The 13,655-nt window shown below is 71.5% G+C and carries 14 protein-coding genes and 2 tRNA genes; 2 read left to right on the top strand and 14 right to left on the bottom strand.

The features are described from left to right. Positions 1 to 82 precede the first annotated feature (82 nt). Positions 83 to 157, bottom strand: a tRNA-Ile gene (locus GH747_RS08405). Positions 158 to 222: 65 nt separating this feature from the next. On the opposite strand from GH747_RS08405, the gene GH747_RS08410 reads away from it, so the two are divergent. Continuing rightward, a complete protein-coding gene (locus GH747_RS08410) occupies positions 223 to 966 on the top strand; it encodes a PIG-L deacetylase family protein (RefSeq protein ID WP_149769125.1) in 744 nt (247 codons plus the stop codon). Positions 967 to 1,056: 90 nt separating this feature from the next. Here the strand turns inward: GH747_RS08410 and GH747_RS08415 are convergent. The 5 genes from GH747_RS08415 to GH747_RS08435 all read right to left on the bottom strand — a co-directional run bounded on the left by GH747_RS08415 (position 1,057) and on the right by GH747_RS08435 (position 5,981). After that, positions 1,057 to 1,129, bottom strand: a tRNA-Asn gene (locus GH747_RS08415). Between the two features lie 61 nt (positions 1,130 to 1,190). Next, entirely contained in the window at positions 1,191 to 1,709 is a 519-nt protein-coding gene (locus GH747_RS08420) for a hypothetical protein (RefSeq protein WP_149769126.1), read from the bottom strand. 7 nt (positions 1,710 to 1,716) lie between these two features. Next, positions 1,717 to 2,625: a sigma-70 family RNA polymerase sigma factor gene (locus tag GH747_RS08425; protein ID WP_149769127.1), complete on the bottom strand. Its 909-nt coding sequence runs from the start codon at positions 2,623 to 2,625 to the stop codon at positions 1,717 to 1,719. A gap of 104 nt (positions 2,626 to 2,729) precedes the next feature. After that, complete coding sequence (gene dnaG / locus GH747_RS08430) at positions 2,730 to 4,640, bottom strand: DNA primase (RefSeq protein ID WP_149769128.1); 1,911 nt, start codon at positions 4,638 to 4,640, stop codon at positions 2,730 to 2,732. Between the two features lie 54 nt (positions 4,641 to 4,694). Further along, positions 4,695 to 5,981, bottom strand: coding sequence for a deoxyguanosinetriphosphate triphosphohydrolase (locus GH747_RS08435; RefSeq protein WP_149769129.1), 1,287 nt, complete (start codon positions 5,979 to 5,981; stop codon positions 4,695 to 4,697). Between the two features lie 157 nt (positions 5,982 to 6,138). On the opposite strand from GH747_RS08435, the gene GH747_RS08440 reads away from it, so the two are divergent. Further along, a complete protein-coding gene (locus GH747_RS08440; protein WP_149769130.1) occupies positions 6,139 to 7,116 on the top strand; it encodes an alpha/beta fold hydrolase in 978 nt (325 codons plus the stop codon). A 25-nt stretch (positions 7,117 to 7,141) separates the two neighbouring features. Here the strand turns inward: GH747_RS08440 and mutM are convergent, their stop codons facing one another. From mutM to recG, 8 genes are all read right to left on the bottom strand, one after another. Continuing rightward, complete coding sequence (gene mutM, locus GH747_RS08445) at positions 7,142 to 7,996, bottom strand: bifunctional DNA-formamidopyrimidine glycosylase/DNA-(apurinic or apyrimidinic site) lyase (protein ID WP_149769131.1); 855 nt, start codon at positions 7,994 to 7,996, stop codon at positions 7,142 to 7,144. 15 nt (positions 7,997 to 8,011) lie between these two features. Next, the gene (rnc, locus tag GH747_RS08450) at positions 8,012 to 8,815 is read right to left on the bottom strand and encodes a ribonuclease III (protein ID WP_228552838.1); all 804 of its coding nucleotides are present in this window, start codon (positions 8,813 to 8,815) and stop codon (positions 8,012 to 8,014) included. 11 nt (positions 8,816 to 8,826) lie between these two features. Then, entirely contained in the window at positions 8,827 to 9,012 is a 186-nt protein-coding gene (gene rpmF / locus GH747_RS08455; RefSeq protein ID WP_149769132.1) for a 50S ribosomal protein L32, read from the bottom strand. Between the two features lie 2 nt (positions 9,013 to 9,014). Beyond that, positions 9,015 to 9,599: a YceD family protein gene (locus GH747_RS08460; protein ID WP_228552839.1), complete on the bottom strand. Its 585-nt coding sequence runs from the start codon at positions 9,597 to 9,599 to the stop codon at positions 9,015 to 9,017. Positions 9,600 to 9,689: 90 nt separating this feature from the next. Next, complete coding sequence (coaD, locus tag GH747_RS08465) at positions 9,690 to 10,169, bottom strand: pantetheine-phosphate adenylyltransferase (RefSeq protein WP_149769134.1); 480 nt, start codon at positions 10,167 to 10,169, stop codon at positions 9,690 to 9,692. Beyond that, positions 10,162 to 10,728: a 16S rRNA (guanine(966)-N(2))-methyltransferase RsmD gene (gene rsmD, locus GH747_RS08470; protein WP_149769135.1), complete on the bottom strand. Its 567-nt coding sequence runs from the start codon at positions 10,726 to 10,728 to the stop codon at positions 10,162 to 10,164. Before rsmD ends, coaD begins: the two co-directional genes overlap by 8 nt. After that, positions 10,725 to 11,438, bottom strand: coding sequence for a DinB family protein (locus GH747_RS08475; RefSeq protein WP_149769136.1), 714 nt, complete (start codon positions 11,436 to 11,438; stop codon positions 10,725 to 10,727). Before GH747_RS08475 ends, rsmD begins: the two co-directional genes overlap by 4 nt. Continuing rightward, complete coding sequence (gene recG, locus GH747_RS08480; RefSeq protein ID WP_228552840.1) at positions 11,435 to 13,642, bottom strand: ATP-dependent DNA helicase RecG; 2,208 nt, start codon at positions 13,640 to 13,642, stop codon at positions 11,435 to 11,437. Before recG ends, GH747_RS08475 begins: the two co-directional genes overlap by 4 nt. Positions 13,643 to 13,655: the final 13 nt, after the last annotated feature.

Consider the following 13,655-nt stretch of genomic DNA (forward strand, 5'->3'; position numbering starts at 1 on the left):
ATCCGCTCAACGTACGCCCATGAAAGCGCTTCCGCAACCGCTTGCGTTGACGCTCGCACACCGTCGGTCCGGCGCGCTCCCGTGGGGCGGGTGGGGCTCGAACCCACGACCTGACGGATTATGAGTCCGCTGCTCTGACCGGCTGAGCTACCGCCCCTGGCGAGCACAGCCTAGTGGCGCGCCGCGGGCGACAACCAGCCAGGATGCTCCTACGATCGCGAGATGAGCGATTCGACGCCGCAGGCCCTGATCCCGCTGGACGAGGACTGGGAGACCGCGCTTGCGGTGGTCGCCCATCCCGACGACATGGAGTTCGGCGCCGCAGCCGCCGTCGCCCGCTGGACCGGTCAGGGCAAGCGGGTGGTCTACTGCATGGTCACCAGCGGCGAGGCCGGCATCGACGGCATGGACCCGGAGACGACCCGCACCGTACGGACCGCCGAGGAGGTCGAGTCCGCGCGCATCGTGGGAGTCGACACGGTCGAGTTCCTCGGCTTCCCCGACGGCATCCTCGAGTACGGCCTGCCGCTGAGGCAGGCGATCGCACGATCGGTGCGGGTGCACCGACCCGACATCGTGATCACCGGCAACTTCCACCAGTACTTCCCCAACGGGATCCTCAACCAGGCCGACCACATCGCCGTCGGGCGGGCGACGCTCGACGCCGTCCGTGACGCCGGCAACCGCTGGGTGTTCCCCGAGCCCGACCTCGAGCCGTGGGGCGGCGTGCGCGCGGTGTGGGTGAGCGGGTCGCCGGACGCACGGCACGCCGTCGACATCAGCGAGACGTTCGACGCCGGCGTCGACTCGCTGCGCGCCCACGAGGCGTACCTCGACGGTCTCGGCTGGGTGGACTTCGACCCGGCCGCCTTCCTCGGGAGCATGGCCGAGCCGACCGGCGCGAGCATGGGAGTGCGCTACGCGACCAGCTTCGAGGTGTTCTCTCTCGGCTTCTCCGACGACTGACCAGAACGAGGCTGACCAGAACGAGGCTGCCGACCACGAGAAAGCGGCCTGACTCGCGGAGTGTTTCCGCAGGTCAGGCCGCTCGTTGCGCTCCCCCGACTGGACTCGAACCAGTAACCTGCCGGTTAACAGCCGGCTGCTCTGCCAATTGAGCTACAGGGGATCGGCCTCGAAGGCGCGGTCGCTAGCCTAGCAAGTCAGGCCCAGGCTCCCCAAACCGGGGGTCAGCCCGCGTCGCCGTCGAGGCCGAGGTCTGCTCGCACCACCGCGAGCGCCCTCGCCGTGGCGTCGCGGACCTCCGGATCGTCCGACGACAGACCGCGGTCGAGGACGTACGAGAACGTCACAGGGCCGCTGCGGGTGGGTGACCGCCGGGCGACCACGGTGACTGTGCCTCGCGCACCGTCGAGCTTCTCGTGGGCTCGCGCGACGAAGCTCGCATCGACCCGCTCACGCGCCAGCTCGACGAGGCGCCCCGGCCCGTCGAACGCGACGACGGTGCGCCGGACCTCGACGCCGTCGGCGACCATCACCGTGATCGTGGAGGCGTCGGCGTCCCAGGACAGGGTCTCGACGGTCTCCCAGCGCACGTGCTGCACCTGCGGGTCGCCCGTGTCGAGGTGCAGCGCGGCGTCGGTGCCGACCTGCCAGCGGCCCTGCGTGTCCCGCTGCGCGGCGAGCACCCGCTCCCCGTGCTCGCGGGAGATGTCGCGTCGGACCTGGCGTGGCAAGGAAGGACCCATGCCCCCATCATCGACCATCGGGCTGCAGCTCCAGCACGGCCGGATGGCGACGGAGGTAGAGCAACGCGTGCCGCTCCGTCCGTCGCACCCACGCGGTTGTCGTGCCGAGCTCGCGTGCGACCGCCGGCACAGGTCGGACGCCACCGCCGTCCAGCCCGAACCGGCGCTCGATGACGTCGCGCTGGTCCGCCGGCATCGTCGTGACAGCGTCGCGGAGGACAGCGACCACGTCCGCGGGCGCCGTGGCGCCAGGAGCGAGCGCAGCTCCGGCCACGACGAGCGCGGCTGCCGTGTCGAGCGAGACCGTCGGGGCGTCTGCGGCGAGCAGACGCGCGACGAGGCTCGGAGCGAGCCCGACGCGCCGCGCGACCGCTGTTGCCGAGGGCTGCCGACCCGATCCACGGTGGAGCGCGTCGTACGCCTGCCGGCAGGCGACGACGTCACGCTCGGCCTTGGGCGGGATCCGCACCGTACGCCGCGTGCTGACGGCATCGCTCACGTGGCGGCGGACGAAGGCGATCGCGTAGCTCGCGAACCGTGCACCGTGGCTCGGGTCGAACCCGTCCACGGCGGTGACCAGCCCGACGATCCCCTCCTGCACAAGATCGGCTTCGTCGACACCTCTGCCGACATGTCGCCTGGCGATCGCCGCCACCAGCGGGACGTGCGCGAGGATCAGCCGCTCGCGAGCGACCTCGCCGGACTCGACTGCGCGGAGCAGCGCAGCCTCGCTGGTCGTGCCGACGGCGTGGACGTCGCCGAGGAGCGCCGCCGCACGTCGCCCTTCGACGCACGCCGCAGCGAGTGCGCGCTCCTCGGCGGCGGAGAGGATCGCGCCGCGCCCGCCGGCGTCGTGCTGCGGGGTCGGCGTTGCATCGGCGGTCCGGGACGAGGAAGGAGCAGTCGGAGCGAGCATGCCGCCAGTCTCGGGAGAGTCCCCTGCCCCATGCGGACCCGTCGGCCCCGGGCTGTGGAGAAGGAACGACCTGCCGGCGGCGTGGACGAGATCGCGCGCCGCCCTCAGGCCAGCGAGCCGCCGATGGCCTTCTCGCGAAGCTGACGTCGCTGCTGCTCGAGGGCGACGAGGTCGCCGAACATCTCGTTGTACTCGGTGGCGGACTCGGCCGGGTCCGTGCGCTGGAGCTTGGACTTCACCGCAGCGATGCGCCGCAGGATCGTCAGCTCCTCGACCCGTGCCGCGAGCGCACCGACCAGCGTGCCGTCGGGCACGCCGGAGACGCGCAGCGGGTCGACCGACAGCTGTGCGAGGGTGCGCTGGACCTGCGGGTCGCCGAGGCGGTCGCGGACGCTGGTGGCCCACGTCTCGTCGGGCTTCGACGGCAGCCCGACCTCCGTCGCTGCCTCCCACACGGCCGCGGCGTAGGGGTGGGTGAAGTCGTCGGCGTCGAGGACGTCGGCGTACGGCGCCACCAGGTGCGGGTGCTGGACGAGCACCTTCAGCAGCTCCCGCTCGTCGGTGAACCGCTGCTCACCGAGACTCGGCACCGGCTCGGCAGGGGGCGCGTCCACGGGCGGCCCCGCCGCCGCGGGAGTCCGCTCCGTGCGGGTCTGCCGCGCCCCGTTGCCGCGGGGGGCAGGTCGCCGACGCGCAGCGGTGAGCTCGCGACGGACCTCGTCGAGCTCCATCCCCACGGTCGACGCGATCTCGCGGACGAACTGCTCGACCTTGCCCTGGTCGCGCACGGACGACACGAGCGCCACCGCAGCACGCAGTGCGTCGACCCGTTGGTCGGCGTGGTCGAGGTCGTACCGGGCGACGACGTTCTTGAGGACGAAGCGGTACAGCGGGATGCGCGAGCCCACGAGCTCCCGCACGGCGGCATCGCCCTTCTGGAGCCGCAGGTCGCACGGGTCGAGTCCGTCGGGCTGGACGGCGACGTACGTCTGAGCGACGAACTGGGCGTCGCCCTCGAAGGCGCGCATCGCGGCCTTCTGGCCAGCCTCGTCGCCGTCGAACGTGAAGATCACCTCGCCCCGCATGGCCTCGTGGTCGAGCAGCAGCCGACGCAGGATGCGGCCGTGATCCTCGCCGAACGCCGTGCCGCAGGTGGCGACGGCGGTGCTGATGCCGGCCTCGTGGCACGCCATGACGTCGGTGTAGCCCTCGACGATGACCGCCTGGCTCGCCTGCGAGATCGCCTTGCGTGCGAGGTCGACCCCGTAGAGGACCTGGCTCTTCTTGTAGAGCGGGGTCTCGGGCGTGTTGAGGTACTTGGCTTCGATCCGGTCGTCGTCGAACAACCGCCGCGCACCGAAGCCGACGACGTCTCCCGAGGCGTCGCGGATCGGCCACAGGAGGCGTCCGCGGAACCGGTCGTACGCGCCTCGGCTGTTGCGGGCCACCAGGCCGGCGGCGACCAGGTCGTCCTCGGCGAAGCCGCGGCCGGACAGGTGCCGGAAGAGTGCCTCACCGTCACGCGGCGCGAAGCCGACGCCGAACTTCTCGGCGGAGTCCCGGTCGAAGCCGCGCTCGGCGAGGAACTGGCGCCCCGCCACCGCGACCCGGTCCGTGGCGAGCTGCTCGAGGTAGAACTCGGCAGCCGCGGCGTTGGCCGACACGAGCCGCCCGCGCTGGGCGAAGTCGCGCTGAGGGCCGGCCGGTCCGTCGACGTAGTTGAGCGTGATCGAGTACTTCGCGGCGAGCCGCTCGACCGCTTCGGAGAAGCTGATCTGGTCGATCTTCTGGAGGAAGGTGAAGACGTCGCCGCCCTCGCCGCAGCCGAAGCAGTAGTACATGCCGCGCGCCGGGGTGACGTTGAACGACGGCGACTTCTCGTCGTGGAACGGGCACAGGCCCTTGCGTGAACCGCCGCCGGCGTTGCGGAGGGTCACGTACTGCTCGATGACCTCGTCGATCCGCGCGCGTTCACGCACTGCTGCGATGTCGTCCTCGCGGATCCGGCCTGCCACGCTGGGAAGTCTACGGTGCCCGGCGCAGGACGCAGCCGTCGTGCACACCTGCCCTCAGAGCAGCCGCCGCCCCCACGCCCGAGCGGACTCGTCGGTCAGCGACGCGACCTGGTCGACCACGACCCGCAGGCGCGCCGCATCGGTCTCAGCCGCACGGGCGTCCGTCGCGAACGGCGGCTCGAGACGATCGGGTCCAGCGGCGACCAGAGCGTCGACGAGGCCGCGCAGCAGGGCACGCTGCTCGGCGAGGAGCGCGACCCGGTCGTCGGCACGCATCACGTAGTGCGCGGCGACCGCCTTGAGCACCGCGATCTCGTCCCGCGTGGCGTCGGGCACGACGAGGTCGGCCTCGTAGCGGACGAACGGACGCGGGCCGAACGCAGCGAGCGTGGCGTCGTGGGCGGCTGCGACGAACCGCCCGACGAGCGCGCTCGTCAGACTCTTGAGGGAGGCCTGCGCGCGCCGGCTTCCGTCGTACGGCGCGGTCGGCCACCCGGGCACGTCCACCAGGCGCCCGTACGCGGCGTCGAGGTCGTCGTCGCGGGCGTCGCGGACGTACCACTCGCGGACGGTCGCGCAGATCGCGGGGAAGTCGTCGCGGACGCTCCGCAGGTCGATGACGTCCGACACGACGCCGTCCTCGACGTCGTGCACGCAGTACGCGATGTCGTCGGACAGGTCCATGACCTGGGCCTCGATGCATCGTCGTGCCCCGGGTGCCCCGTCGCGGACCCAGGAGAAGACCGGGAGGTCGTCGTCGTAGACCCCGAACTTGCGGATCAGCCGCGGCGAGCCGTCGCCGTGCGCGCCCTCCGGGACCGGCGCTGCGTCGCGTGTCCACGGGTACTTGGTACAGGCGTCGAGCGTCGCCCGCGTCAGGTTGAGGCCGACGGAGCGTCCCTCGGCGTCGAACGTCTTGGCCTCGAGCCTGCTCAGGAGCCGCAGCGTCTGGGCATTGCCCTCGAAGCCTCCGCAGGATGCCGCCGCCTCGTCCAGTGCACGCTCTCCGTTGTGCCCGAACGGCGGATGGCCGAGGTCGTGCGCCAGCGCGGCGGAGTCGACGACGTCGGGGTCGCACCCGAGCGACTTGCCGAGCTCGCGCGCGACCTGCGCGACCTCGAGCGAGTGGGTGAGCCGATTGCGGACGAAGTCGTCGGTGCCCGGGCCGACGACCTGCGTCTTCGCCGCCAGCCGTCGCAGCGCCGAGGAGTGCAGGATGCGGGCGCGGTCACGCTCGAACGGGGTCCGGGCGGCGCGCTTGGGCGGCTCGGCGACGATCCTGGCCCGCGCCGCAGGCGGATACGCGGAGGAGGACGGGGCAGGTTCGTCGGGGGCGGTCACGATCCAGAGCCTAGCGATCGCGCTCGACCTGTTGCGCTTCGTCTGTAGCACCCCTAGGCTGCGGAACGCCGTTCCAGATTGCGTTAGCAATGATTAATCTCGGGGACGCCGCCTGGTCGGAGTACGTGCCATCTGTCACACGACTCAGGAGAACCACGTGACTCACTCCCCCTCGCGGCGCATGCCGCGACTTCTCGCCTCGATCGCCGGCACCGTCGCCGTCATCGCCACCGCCCTCGTCGCAGGCCCGCCGCCGGCGACCGCAGCGACCAGCTGCTCGGGCTACTCCTCCTCGTCCACCGTCTGCGTCAGCTCGCCGATCACCGTCGGCGGCACGTCGTACGCCGCCGACTGGTACCTGCCCAACGGCACCGCCAGCGGGCTGATGCTCGTCGAGCACGGCTTCAGCCGCAGCTGCAAGCACCTGCGCGGCACCAGCAAGGCCCTCGCCGAGCAGGGCGTCATGGTCTTCTGCGTCGACGAGGACATGACGGCCGGCAACCCCGGGCTCGCCACCACGATCGGCAACGCGCTCGCCGACCGCACCGTCGTCCCGCCGAACGGCAAGGCTCTGCCCGCGAAGTACATCGTCGGCGGACACTCCGCCGGCGGGCAGTTCGCCGCCCTCGTCGGACAGCAGCTCGCTGCCCGTGGGTACGCGAACCTGAAGGGCGCCATCCTGTTCGACCCGGTCGCGGCCGAGGGCTTCTCCTCCGCGGTCTCGGCGATCTCCGCAGGCGGCACCCGTCCTGTCCTGACCGTCGCCGCACGCCCGAGCGTCATCAACCTCTTCAACAACTCGTTCGGCGCGCTCAACGACCTGAACACCGGCTTCGCGGGCATCCAGCTCGTGTGGACCAAGTTCGTCCTCGGATCGCCGACCGGCGGCAGCTGTCACATCGACAGCGAGGGTGAGAACACCGACTTCATCGGCATCGCCGGTGCACTGTGCAGCCCGAACGCGACGCAGACCGCGCGCCTGCGGGACTTCGCCAAGACCTGGGCGAAGGATCTCGCCACGGGGTCGCACACGGCGTCGCACTACTGCACGGACGACACGAACGTCGCCACCTGCGGCTCCGCCGTCAAGGACCTGGTCGATCGTTCGCTGCCGCTGGCCGCACCGATCCGATGAGGTGACGTGATCCCCGCTGCCGGCCTCACCACCGCGCGTTGCGCGGACGGGGTTGGCAGCGGGGACACGTGTACGAGGAGCGGTTCATGAACGGGTCGCGCCGGATCGGGGTGCCGCACCGTGAGCACGGCTCCCCAGCCTGTCCGTAGACCTCGAGGGACCGCGAGAAGTATCCGCTCTCACCGTTGACCGCCACGTACAGCGCATCGAACGAGGTGCCGCCCTGAGCGAGCGCGGCCGACATCACCTCGCGCGCCGCGTCGAGGACACGCTGGGCCTCGGCCCGCCGCATCGTGTCCGTCGGCCGGGCGTAGTGGAGGCGGGCGCGCCACAGTGCCTCGTCCGCGTAGATGTTGCCGATCCCCGAGACCAGCGTCTGGTCGAGGAGCGCCCGCTTGACCCCCGTACGCCGTCGGCGGAGGCGATCGACGAAGTCGCCGTCGTCGAAGGCGGGGTCGAGCGGATCGCGAGCGATGTGGGCGATCTCGGGCGGGAGGACCGCCCCGTCGTCACTGATCGACAGACCACCGAACATGCGCTGGTCGACGAAGCGCAGCTGGACGGCGCCGTCGTCCAGACCGAGGACGACCCGCAGGTGCCGCTCGGGTGGGGCGTCCGGCGGCTGGACGAGGAACTGTCCGCTCATCCCGAGGTGCGCGAGGACCGCGTCGCCGGACTCCAGCGGGAGCCAGAGGTACTTGCCGCGGCGTGCGGGGGCGAGCAGCCGGTCGCCGGTCAGGCGCAGCGCGAAGTCAGCAGGCCCTGCGAGGTGGCGACGCACGGGCCGTGGGTGCAGGACCTCGACCGTCTCGATCCGCCGGCCTGCGACGTGCTCCTGCAGGCCACGCCGCACCACCTCGACCTCGGGCAGCTCGGGCATCGTGCGGTCGGGCCGTCAGGACTCGGTGGTCGACTGGCTGGCCTGCTCGACGGCCGCGATCACCTCGGCTGCGGGAGCAACCGTGCCGTCCTCGGCGTCGAGCGCGTCGGCAGAGGCCTTGATGGCGCGCCAGGCCGTCTCGGCGACCTGCTGCTCGGCCTCCTTCTTGGAGTGGCCGACGCCCTGGCCGTACACCTCGCCGCCGACACGGACGTGCGCGGTGAAGGTCTTGTCGTGGTCCGGGCCCTCTTCGGAGAGGCGGTACTCGGGGACGCCGAGACCGCGGTCGGACGAGAGCTCCTGGAGGCTGGTCTTCCAGTCGAGACCGGCGCCGAGCTCGGCGGCCCGCGCCATCACCGGGTCGAACAGCCGGTGCACGACCTCGGCCGCACCGGGGAACCCGTCCTGGAGGTAGATCGCGCCGATCAGCGCCTCGACGGTGTCGGAGAGGATCGACGACTTGTTGCGTCCACCGGTGGCTTCCTCGCCGCGGCCGAGACGCAGATAGGCACCCAGGCCGAGCTCACGCGCCACGTCCGCCAGGGCGCGCGCGTTGACGACCGCGGCCCGCAGCTTGGCGAGGCGGCCTTCGGGGAGGTCGGGGTGCGCGTTGTAGAGCGTGTCGGTGACGACCAGACCGAGAACGGCGTCCCCGAGGAACTCGAGTCGCTCGTTGTTGGGGAGGCCGCCGTTCTCGTACGCGAACGACCGGTGGGTCAGCGCCTGGGTCAGCAACCCCGGCTCGAGGCCGGGGACGCCGAGCTGCTCGAGAAGCTCGGCGTTCGAGGCCGCGTCAGCGCCGTCTTCGACGTCGGACACGGGCCGGCAGCTCAGATGACCTGGCGCTGCTCGCCGCGGGGGCCGTACTGGCCACAGTCCGGGCAGGCACGGTGCGGCAGGTGCTTGGCACGGCACGCCGGGTTGGCGCACGTGACGAGCTGCGGCGCGGTGGCCTTCCACTGCGAACGACGGTGGCGGGTGTTGCTGCGCGACATCTTGCGCTTCGGGACTGCCACTTCTACTCCTCGTCTGGGCCGGGCTCGCGCCCGGTCTCTTCCGAACCGCCCGCAGGACGGTCGTTGCCTTCGAACATCTGGCTGAGCGCCGACCAACGGGGGTCGACGGCGTCGCCGTGTGTGTGCTCTGGGTCGTCCGCGAGCCGCGCTCCGCACTCGGGGCACAGTCCCGGGCAATCCGGAACACACAACGGGTTGTGCGGGAGTGCGAGCACCACCGCGTCCCGCAGGACAGGCTCGAGATCGAACAGGTCTCCTTCGAGCCGGGCCGTGTCGTCGTCCTCGTCCCCGTCGTAGACGTACAGCTCTTGCAGGTCGACGGTCATCTCACCGTCGATGTCCTTCAAGCAGCGTACGCACTCGCCGGAGGTGTGCACCGAAGCGGTCCCCGTGACGAGGACTCCTTCCATGACCGACTCGAGCCGGAGCTCGAGGTCGACGTCACTTCCTTCGGGCACGCCGAGCATGTCGACACGCATCCCCGCCGGTGCCTTCTCGGTGAACTCGAGCTCACGCTGGGTTCCGGGTCGACGTGCGATCTCATGGGTGTCGAGAACGAACGGCGCCCGGGAGTCGAGCGTGCTCACGCGTACTCCTTCAGGCATAGCGGGGTGTGGCCCGTCTGCAGGCCAAGGACCAGGATACCGAACGACCCCACGCGGACGCTAACCGAGGCGTCACTCCGCGGCGAGCTTGGCCTTCAACGCGTCGAGCACGACCGCCGGGACGTGTCCGGAGACGTCGCCGCCGTGCCGTGCGACCTCCTTGACCAGGCTCGACGCCAGGAAGGAGAACTCCGGGCTGGTCGGCATGAACAGCGTGTCCACGTGTGCCAGCGTCGAGTTCATCTGCGCCATCTGGAGCTCGTAGTCGAAGTCGGAGACAGCCCGCAGGCCCTTCACGACGGCCGACACGTCGTGCTCGGTGCAGAAGTCGACGAGCAGGCCGGAGAACGTCAGCACCCGGACGTTCGGGAGGTCACCGAGGACCTCCTCGAGCAGCGCGACCCGCTCGGCGGTGTTGAACATCACACGCTTCGAGTCGTTCACGCCGACCGCGACCACGACCTCGTCGAAGAGGTGCGAGGTGCGGGAGATGATGTCGACGTGTCCGAGGGTCACGGGATCGAACGATCCCGGGCAAGCGGCCCTAGTCATGCGGCCGACCGTACCAAAGGGCCGTCTCGCCGTAGGCCCGGTGGGACTCGCCGTCGATGGTCGCGGGCCACGAGAGAGCGGGTCCGCGCGTCGACCGCTCGACGACGAGGATGCCGTCGGGGTCCAACCAGACCGGCGTGGCGACCGCCTGGAGCACGACGGCGAGGTCGGCGTCCGAGAGGTCGTACGGGGGGTCCGCGATGATCACGTCGTACGGCGTGGCCGGGGGTCGAGCGGTGAACGTCCGGACCTTCACGGCGGCGACCGTCACGGCGTCGGCGACGCCCAGCTCGTGGGCGTTGCGGCGGATCAGCACCGCCGTACGGCGGTCGGCCTCGACCAGCGTGGCGTGCGCGGCGCCCCGGGAGATCGCCTCGAGCCCCAGCGCGCCCGACCCCGCGTACAGGTCGAGGACCCGCGCGTCGGCCAGCCCGCCCATCCTCGACTCCAGCGCCGAGAACAGCGCCTCGCGGACCCGGTCGGAGGTCGGCCGGGTGCCTGATCCGGGCGGCGTCGCGAGCCGGCGCCCGCCGAGGCGCCCTGCGATGATGCGCGTCACGACTCGGTCCGCCCGTCCGCCGCGAGGTCACGCAGCGCGAACCGGAGGTGCTCCCACTCCTCGTTGAGGATGACGTGCAGGCAGTGCAGCACGGTCACGCGCACGTGCGGCGCCCACGGGTTGGCGCGCTCCTCCTGCAGGATCTCGGGGGTCACGCCGGAGAGATAGTCGCGCACCATCCCCTGGTGCTCGGCGCGCACCGCCAGGACCTCGTCGTACGACGTCGGCTCGCGGAAGAGCGTCACGTCGCCGCCGTCCGCGGCGTACTCGGTGAACGGCTGACCGATCGGGTGGAGTGGCTGCTCCTCGCCGCGGATCGCGCCGCTCAGCCAGATGTCGGTGGCCATGACCAGGTGGTGCACGGTCTCGGCGAAGGTCCACTCTCCGTCGACCGAGACGTCCTCCCTCCCCCGCGCTGCGACCAGCGCGTCGGACCACGCGGCCTCGACGGCCGACCACGCTGCCTGCAGGCCGGCGGGGTCGTCGGACCACTTGAGGTCGCGGCCCGGGAACCGACCGTTGAGCCTGTCCTCGACAAAGGGCGCGACGTCGACGCCGTTGACCAGCAGCGGGCCGTCGGTGAGGTCCGGGGTGTCGATGTCCAGCCCCGAGACGTACACCCCGCGCATGACCGCGCCGGCGAGGTCCGAACGGACGAACCGCGCGCCGGCGAGGTCCTCCTCGATGAACTCCCTGCCGGTGCCCGTCATGTCTTCTCCAGGTAGTCGGCCTGCGTGCTGTCCTCGAGAGCGCGTACGGCGGCGGCGAGCGCCGGCACGCCGTCGAGCACCGGGTCGTCGGCGACGGTCTCGCCGGCGTCCCCGCGCGCGTCGGCGATGACCTGCTCGTCGCGCACGACCGAGAGCAGCCGCAGGCTGGAGCGCACGCCGGACTGGCGAGCACCGAGGACGTCACCCTCCCGCCGGAGCTCGATGTCGAGCCGTGACAGTGCGAACCCATCGGCCGTCGCCGCGACCGCGTCGAGCCGCTCCCTCGCAAGGGTGTCCGCCGCGGCCCCGGTGACCAGCAGGCACAGCCCCGCATGAGCCCCACGCCCGACCCGACCGCGCAGCTGGTGCAGCTGCGAGACGCCGAAGCGGTCCGCGTCCATGATCACCATGGCGGTGGCGTTCGGGACGTCGACACCGACCTCGATCACCGTGGTGGCGACGAGCACGTCCACGTCGCCCGCCGTGAAGGCGCGCATGACCGCGTCCTTCTCCTCCGGTGGCATCCGCCCGTGGAGGACCGCCGTACGAAGGCCGTCCAGCGGACCGTCGCGCAGCAGCTCGTGCAGGGCGAGGACGGACGTCAACGGGCGGCTCGACCCGTCCTCGTCCGGCTCGAGCTGCACCCCGTCCTCGCCGCGGTCGCCGTCGTCGTCGCCGATCCGGGGGCACACGACGTACGCCTGCCGTCCCTTCCCGACCTCTTCACGCAGGCGCTCCCAGGTCCGGTCGACCCACGCGGGCTTCTCTGCTGCCGGCACGACGGTGGACTGGATCGGCTGGCGTCCCCGGGGCAGCTCGGTCAGCGTCGACGTGTCGAGGTCGCCGAACACGGTCATGGCCACCGTCCGCGGGATCGGCGTCGCGGTCATCACGAGCAGGTGCGGGGCGTCGGCGCCCTTGGCCGTCAGTGCGGCACGCTGCTCGACCCCGAAGCGGTGCTGCTCGTCGACGACCACCAGACCGAGCTCGGCGAGCTGGACGCGGTCCTCGAGCAGCGCGTGGGTCCCGACGAGGATTCCTGCCTCGCCCGAGGCGGCGTCGAGCAACGCCTCGCGACGGGCCTTCTGCCCCATCGACCCCGTGAGGAGGCGCACCCGCGTCGCCGTCTCCGCACTGCCGAGCATCCCTGCCTGGGCGAGCGGGCCGAGCATCGCAACCATCGAGCGGTAGTGCTGTTGAGCGAGCACCTCGGTCGGCGCGAGGAGGACCGCCTGTCCCCCGGTGTCGACGACCTGGAGCATCGCCAGCAGGGCGACGACGGTCTTGCCGGAGCCGACCTCACCTTGCAGGAGCCGCTGCATCGGCTGGTTGCGCGCGAGATCGGCCTCGATCTGGGTGATGACGCCGTGCTGCCCCGCGGTCAGCGAGAACGGCAGCTGCGCCTCGAAGCGGTCGCGCAGCCCGTCGTCGACGTGCGGCCGCGGAGTCGCGCCCGCGGACACGACGGCGTGGCGGCGTACGGCGAGCGTCGTCTGGAGGACGAACGCCTCCTCGTACTTCAGCCGGTGCCTCGCCCGCCAGTGGTCCTCGGCCTCGCGAGGGCGGTGGATCTGCTCGTACGCGGTGCGCAGGTCGACCAGCCCGCGCCGACGGCGTACGGGCTCGGGCAGGGGGTCGGCGATCTCGTCGAGGGAGTCGAGAGCGAACGCGACCGTCTTCTCGACGGTCCACGACGAGACCGCCTGGGTCGCCGGGTAGATCGGCACGATCGAGCCGGCGTACTCCTCCGCCTGGCCGCGCGCCTCCTCCTCGTCCGCGGCCGGCCTGACCTCCGGGTGCAGCAGCTGCTTGCGGCCACGGAAGGAGTTCACCTTGCCGGCGAACATGCCGAGCGTGCCCGGCTTCAGCCGTTGGGCGATCCACGGCTGACGGAAGAACGTGAGCACGAGCTCGCCGGTGCCGTCGGTGACGACGACCTCCGTGCGTACGTTCTTGCCTCCGGGCCTCCCGCCGCCCTTGGGCCGGAAGGGGTAGTCCTTCGCGTGCACCACCCGCGCGAGCACCGTCACGTGCTCGTCGAGACGCAGCGCGGACAGGTCGGTGAGCGAGCCGCGCTCGGCGTAGCGGCGCGGGTAGTGGCGCAGCAGGTCCTCGACCGTCACGATGCCGAAGCTGCGGTCGAACGCGTTCGCCGTCTTCGCACCGACGACCGACGAGAGCTTGGTCTGCGGCGAGACGCCCACGCTTGTCACCCTC

It is taken from the genome of Mumia xiangluensis (genome assembly GCF_010994095.1).
In the GTDB taxonomy this organism is placed as follows: domain Bacteria; phylum Actinomycetota; class Actinomycetes; order Propionibacteriales; family Nocardioidaceae; genus Mumia; species Mumia xiangluensis.

What these genes read in the sequence shown, in the direction of transcription:
- GH747_RS08475 (WP_149769136.1), bottom strand. Translation starts at nt 11,438, where the DNA reads ATGACGGGCACCGGCAGGGAGTTCATCGAGGAGGACCTCGCCGGCGCG.
- GH747_RS08410 (WP_149769125.1), top strand. Translation starts at nt 223, where the DNA reads ATGAGCGATTCGACGCCGCAGGCCCTGATCCCGCTGGACGAGGACTGG.
- GH747_RS08420 (WP_149769126.1), bottom strand. Translation starts at nt 1,709, where the DNA reads ATGGGTCCTTCCTTGCCACGCCAGGTCCGACGCGACATCTCCCGCGAG.
- coaD (WP_149769134.1), bottom strand. Translation starts at nt 10,169, where the DNA reads ATGACTAGGGCCGCTTGCCCGGGATCGTTCGATCCCGTGACCCTCGGA.
- GH747_RS08425 (WP_149769127.1), bottom strand. Translation starts at nt 2,625, where the DNA reads ATGCTCGCTCCGACTGCTCCTTCCTCGTCCCGGACCGCCGATGCAACG.
- mutM (WP_149769131.1), bottom strand. Translation starts at nt 7,996, where the DNA reads ATGCCCGAGCTGCCCGAGGTCGAGGTGGTGCGGCGTGGCCTGCAGGAG.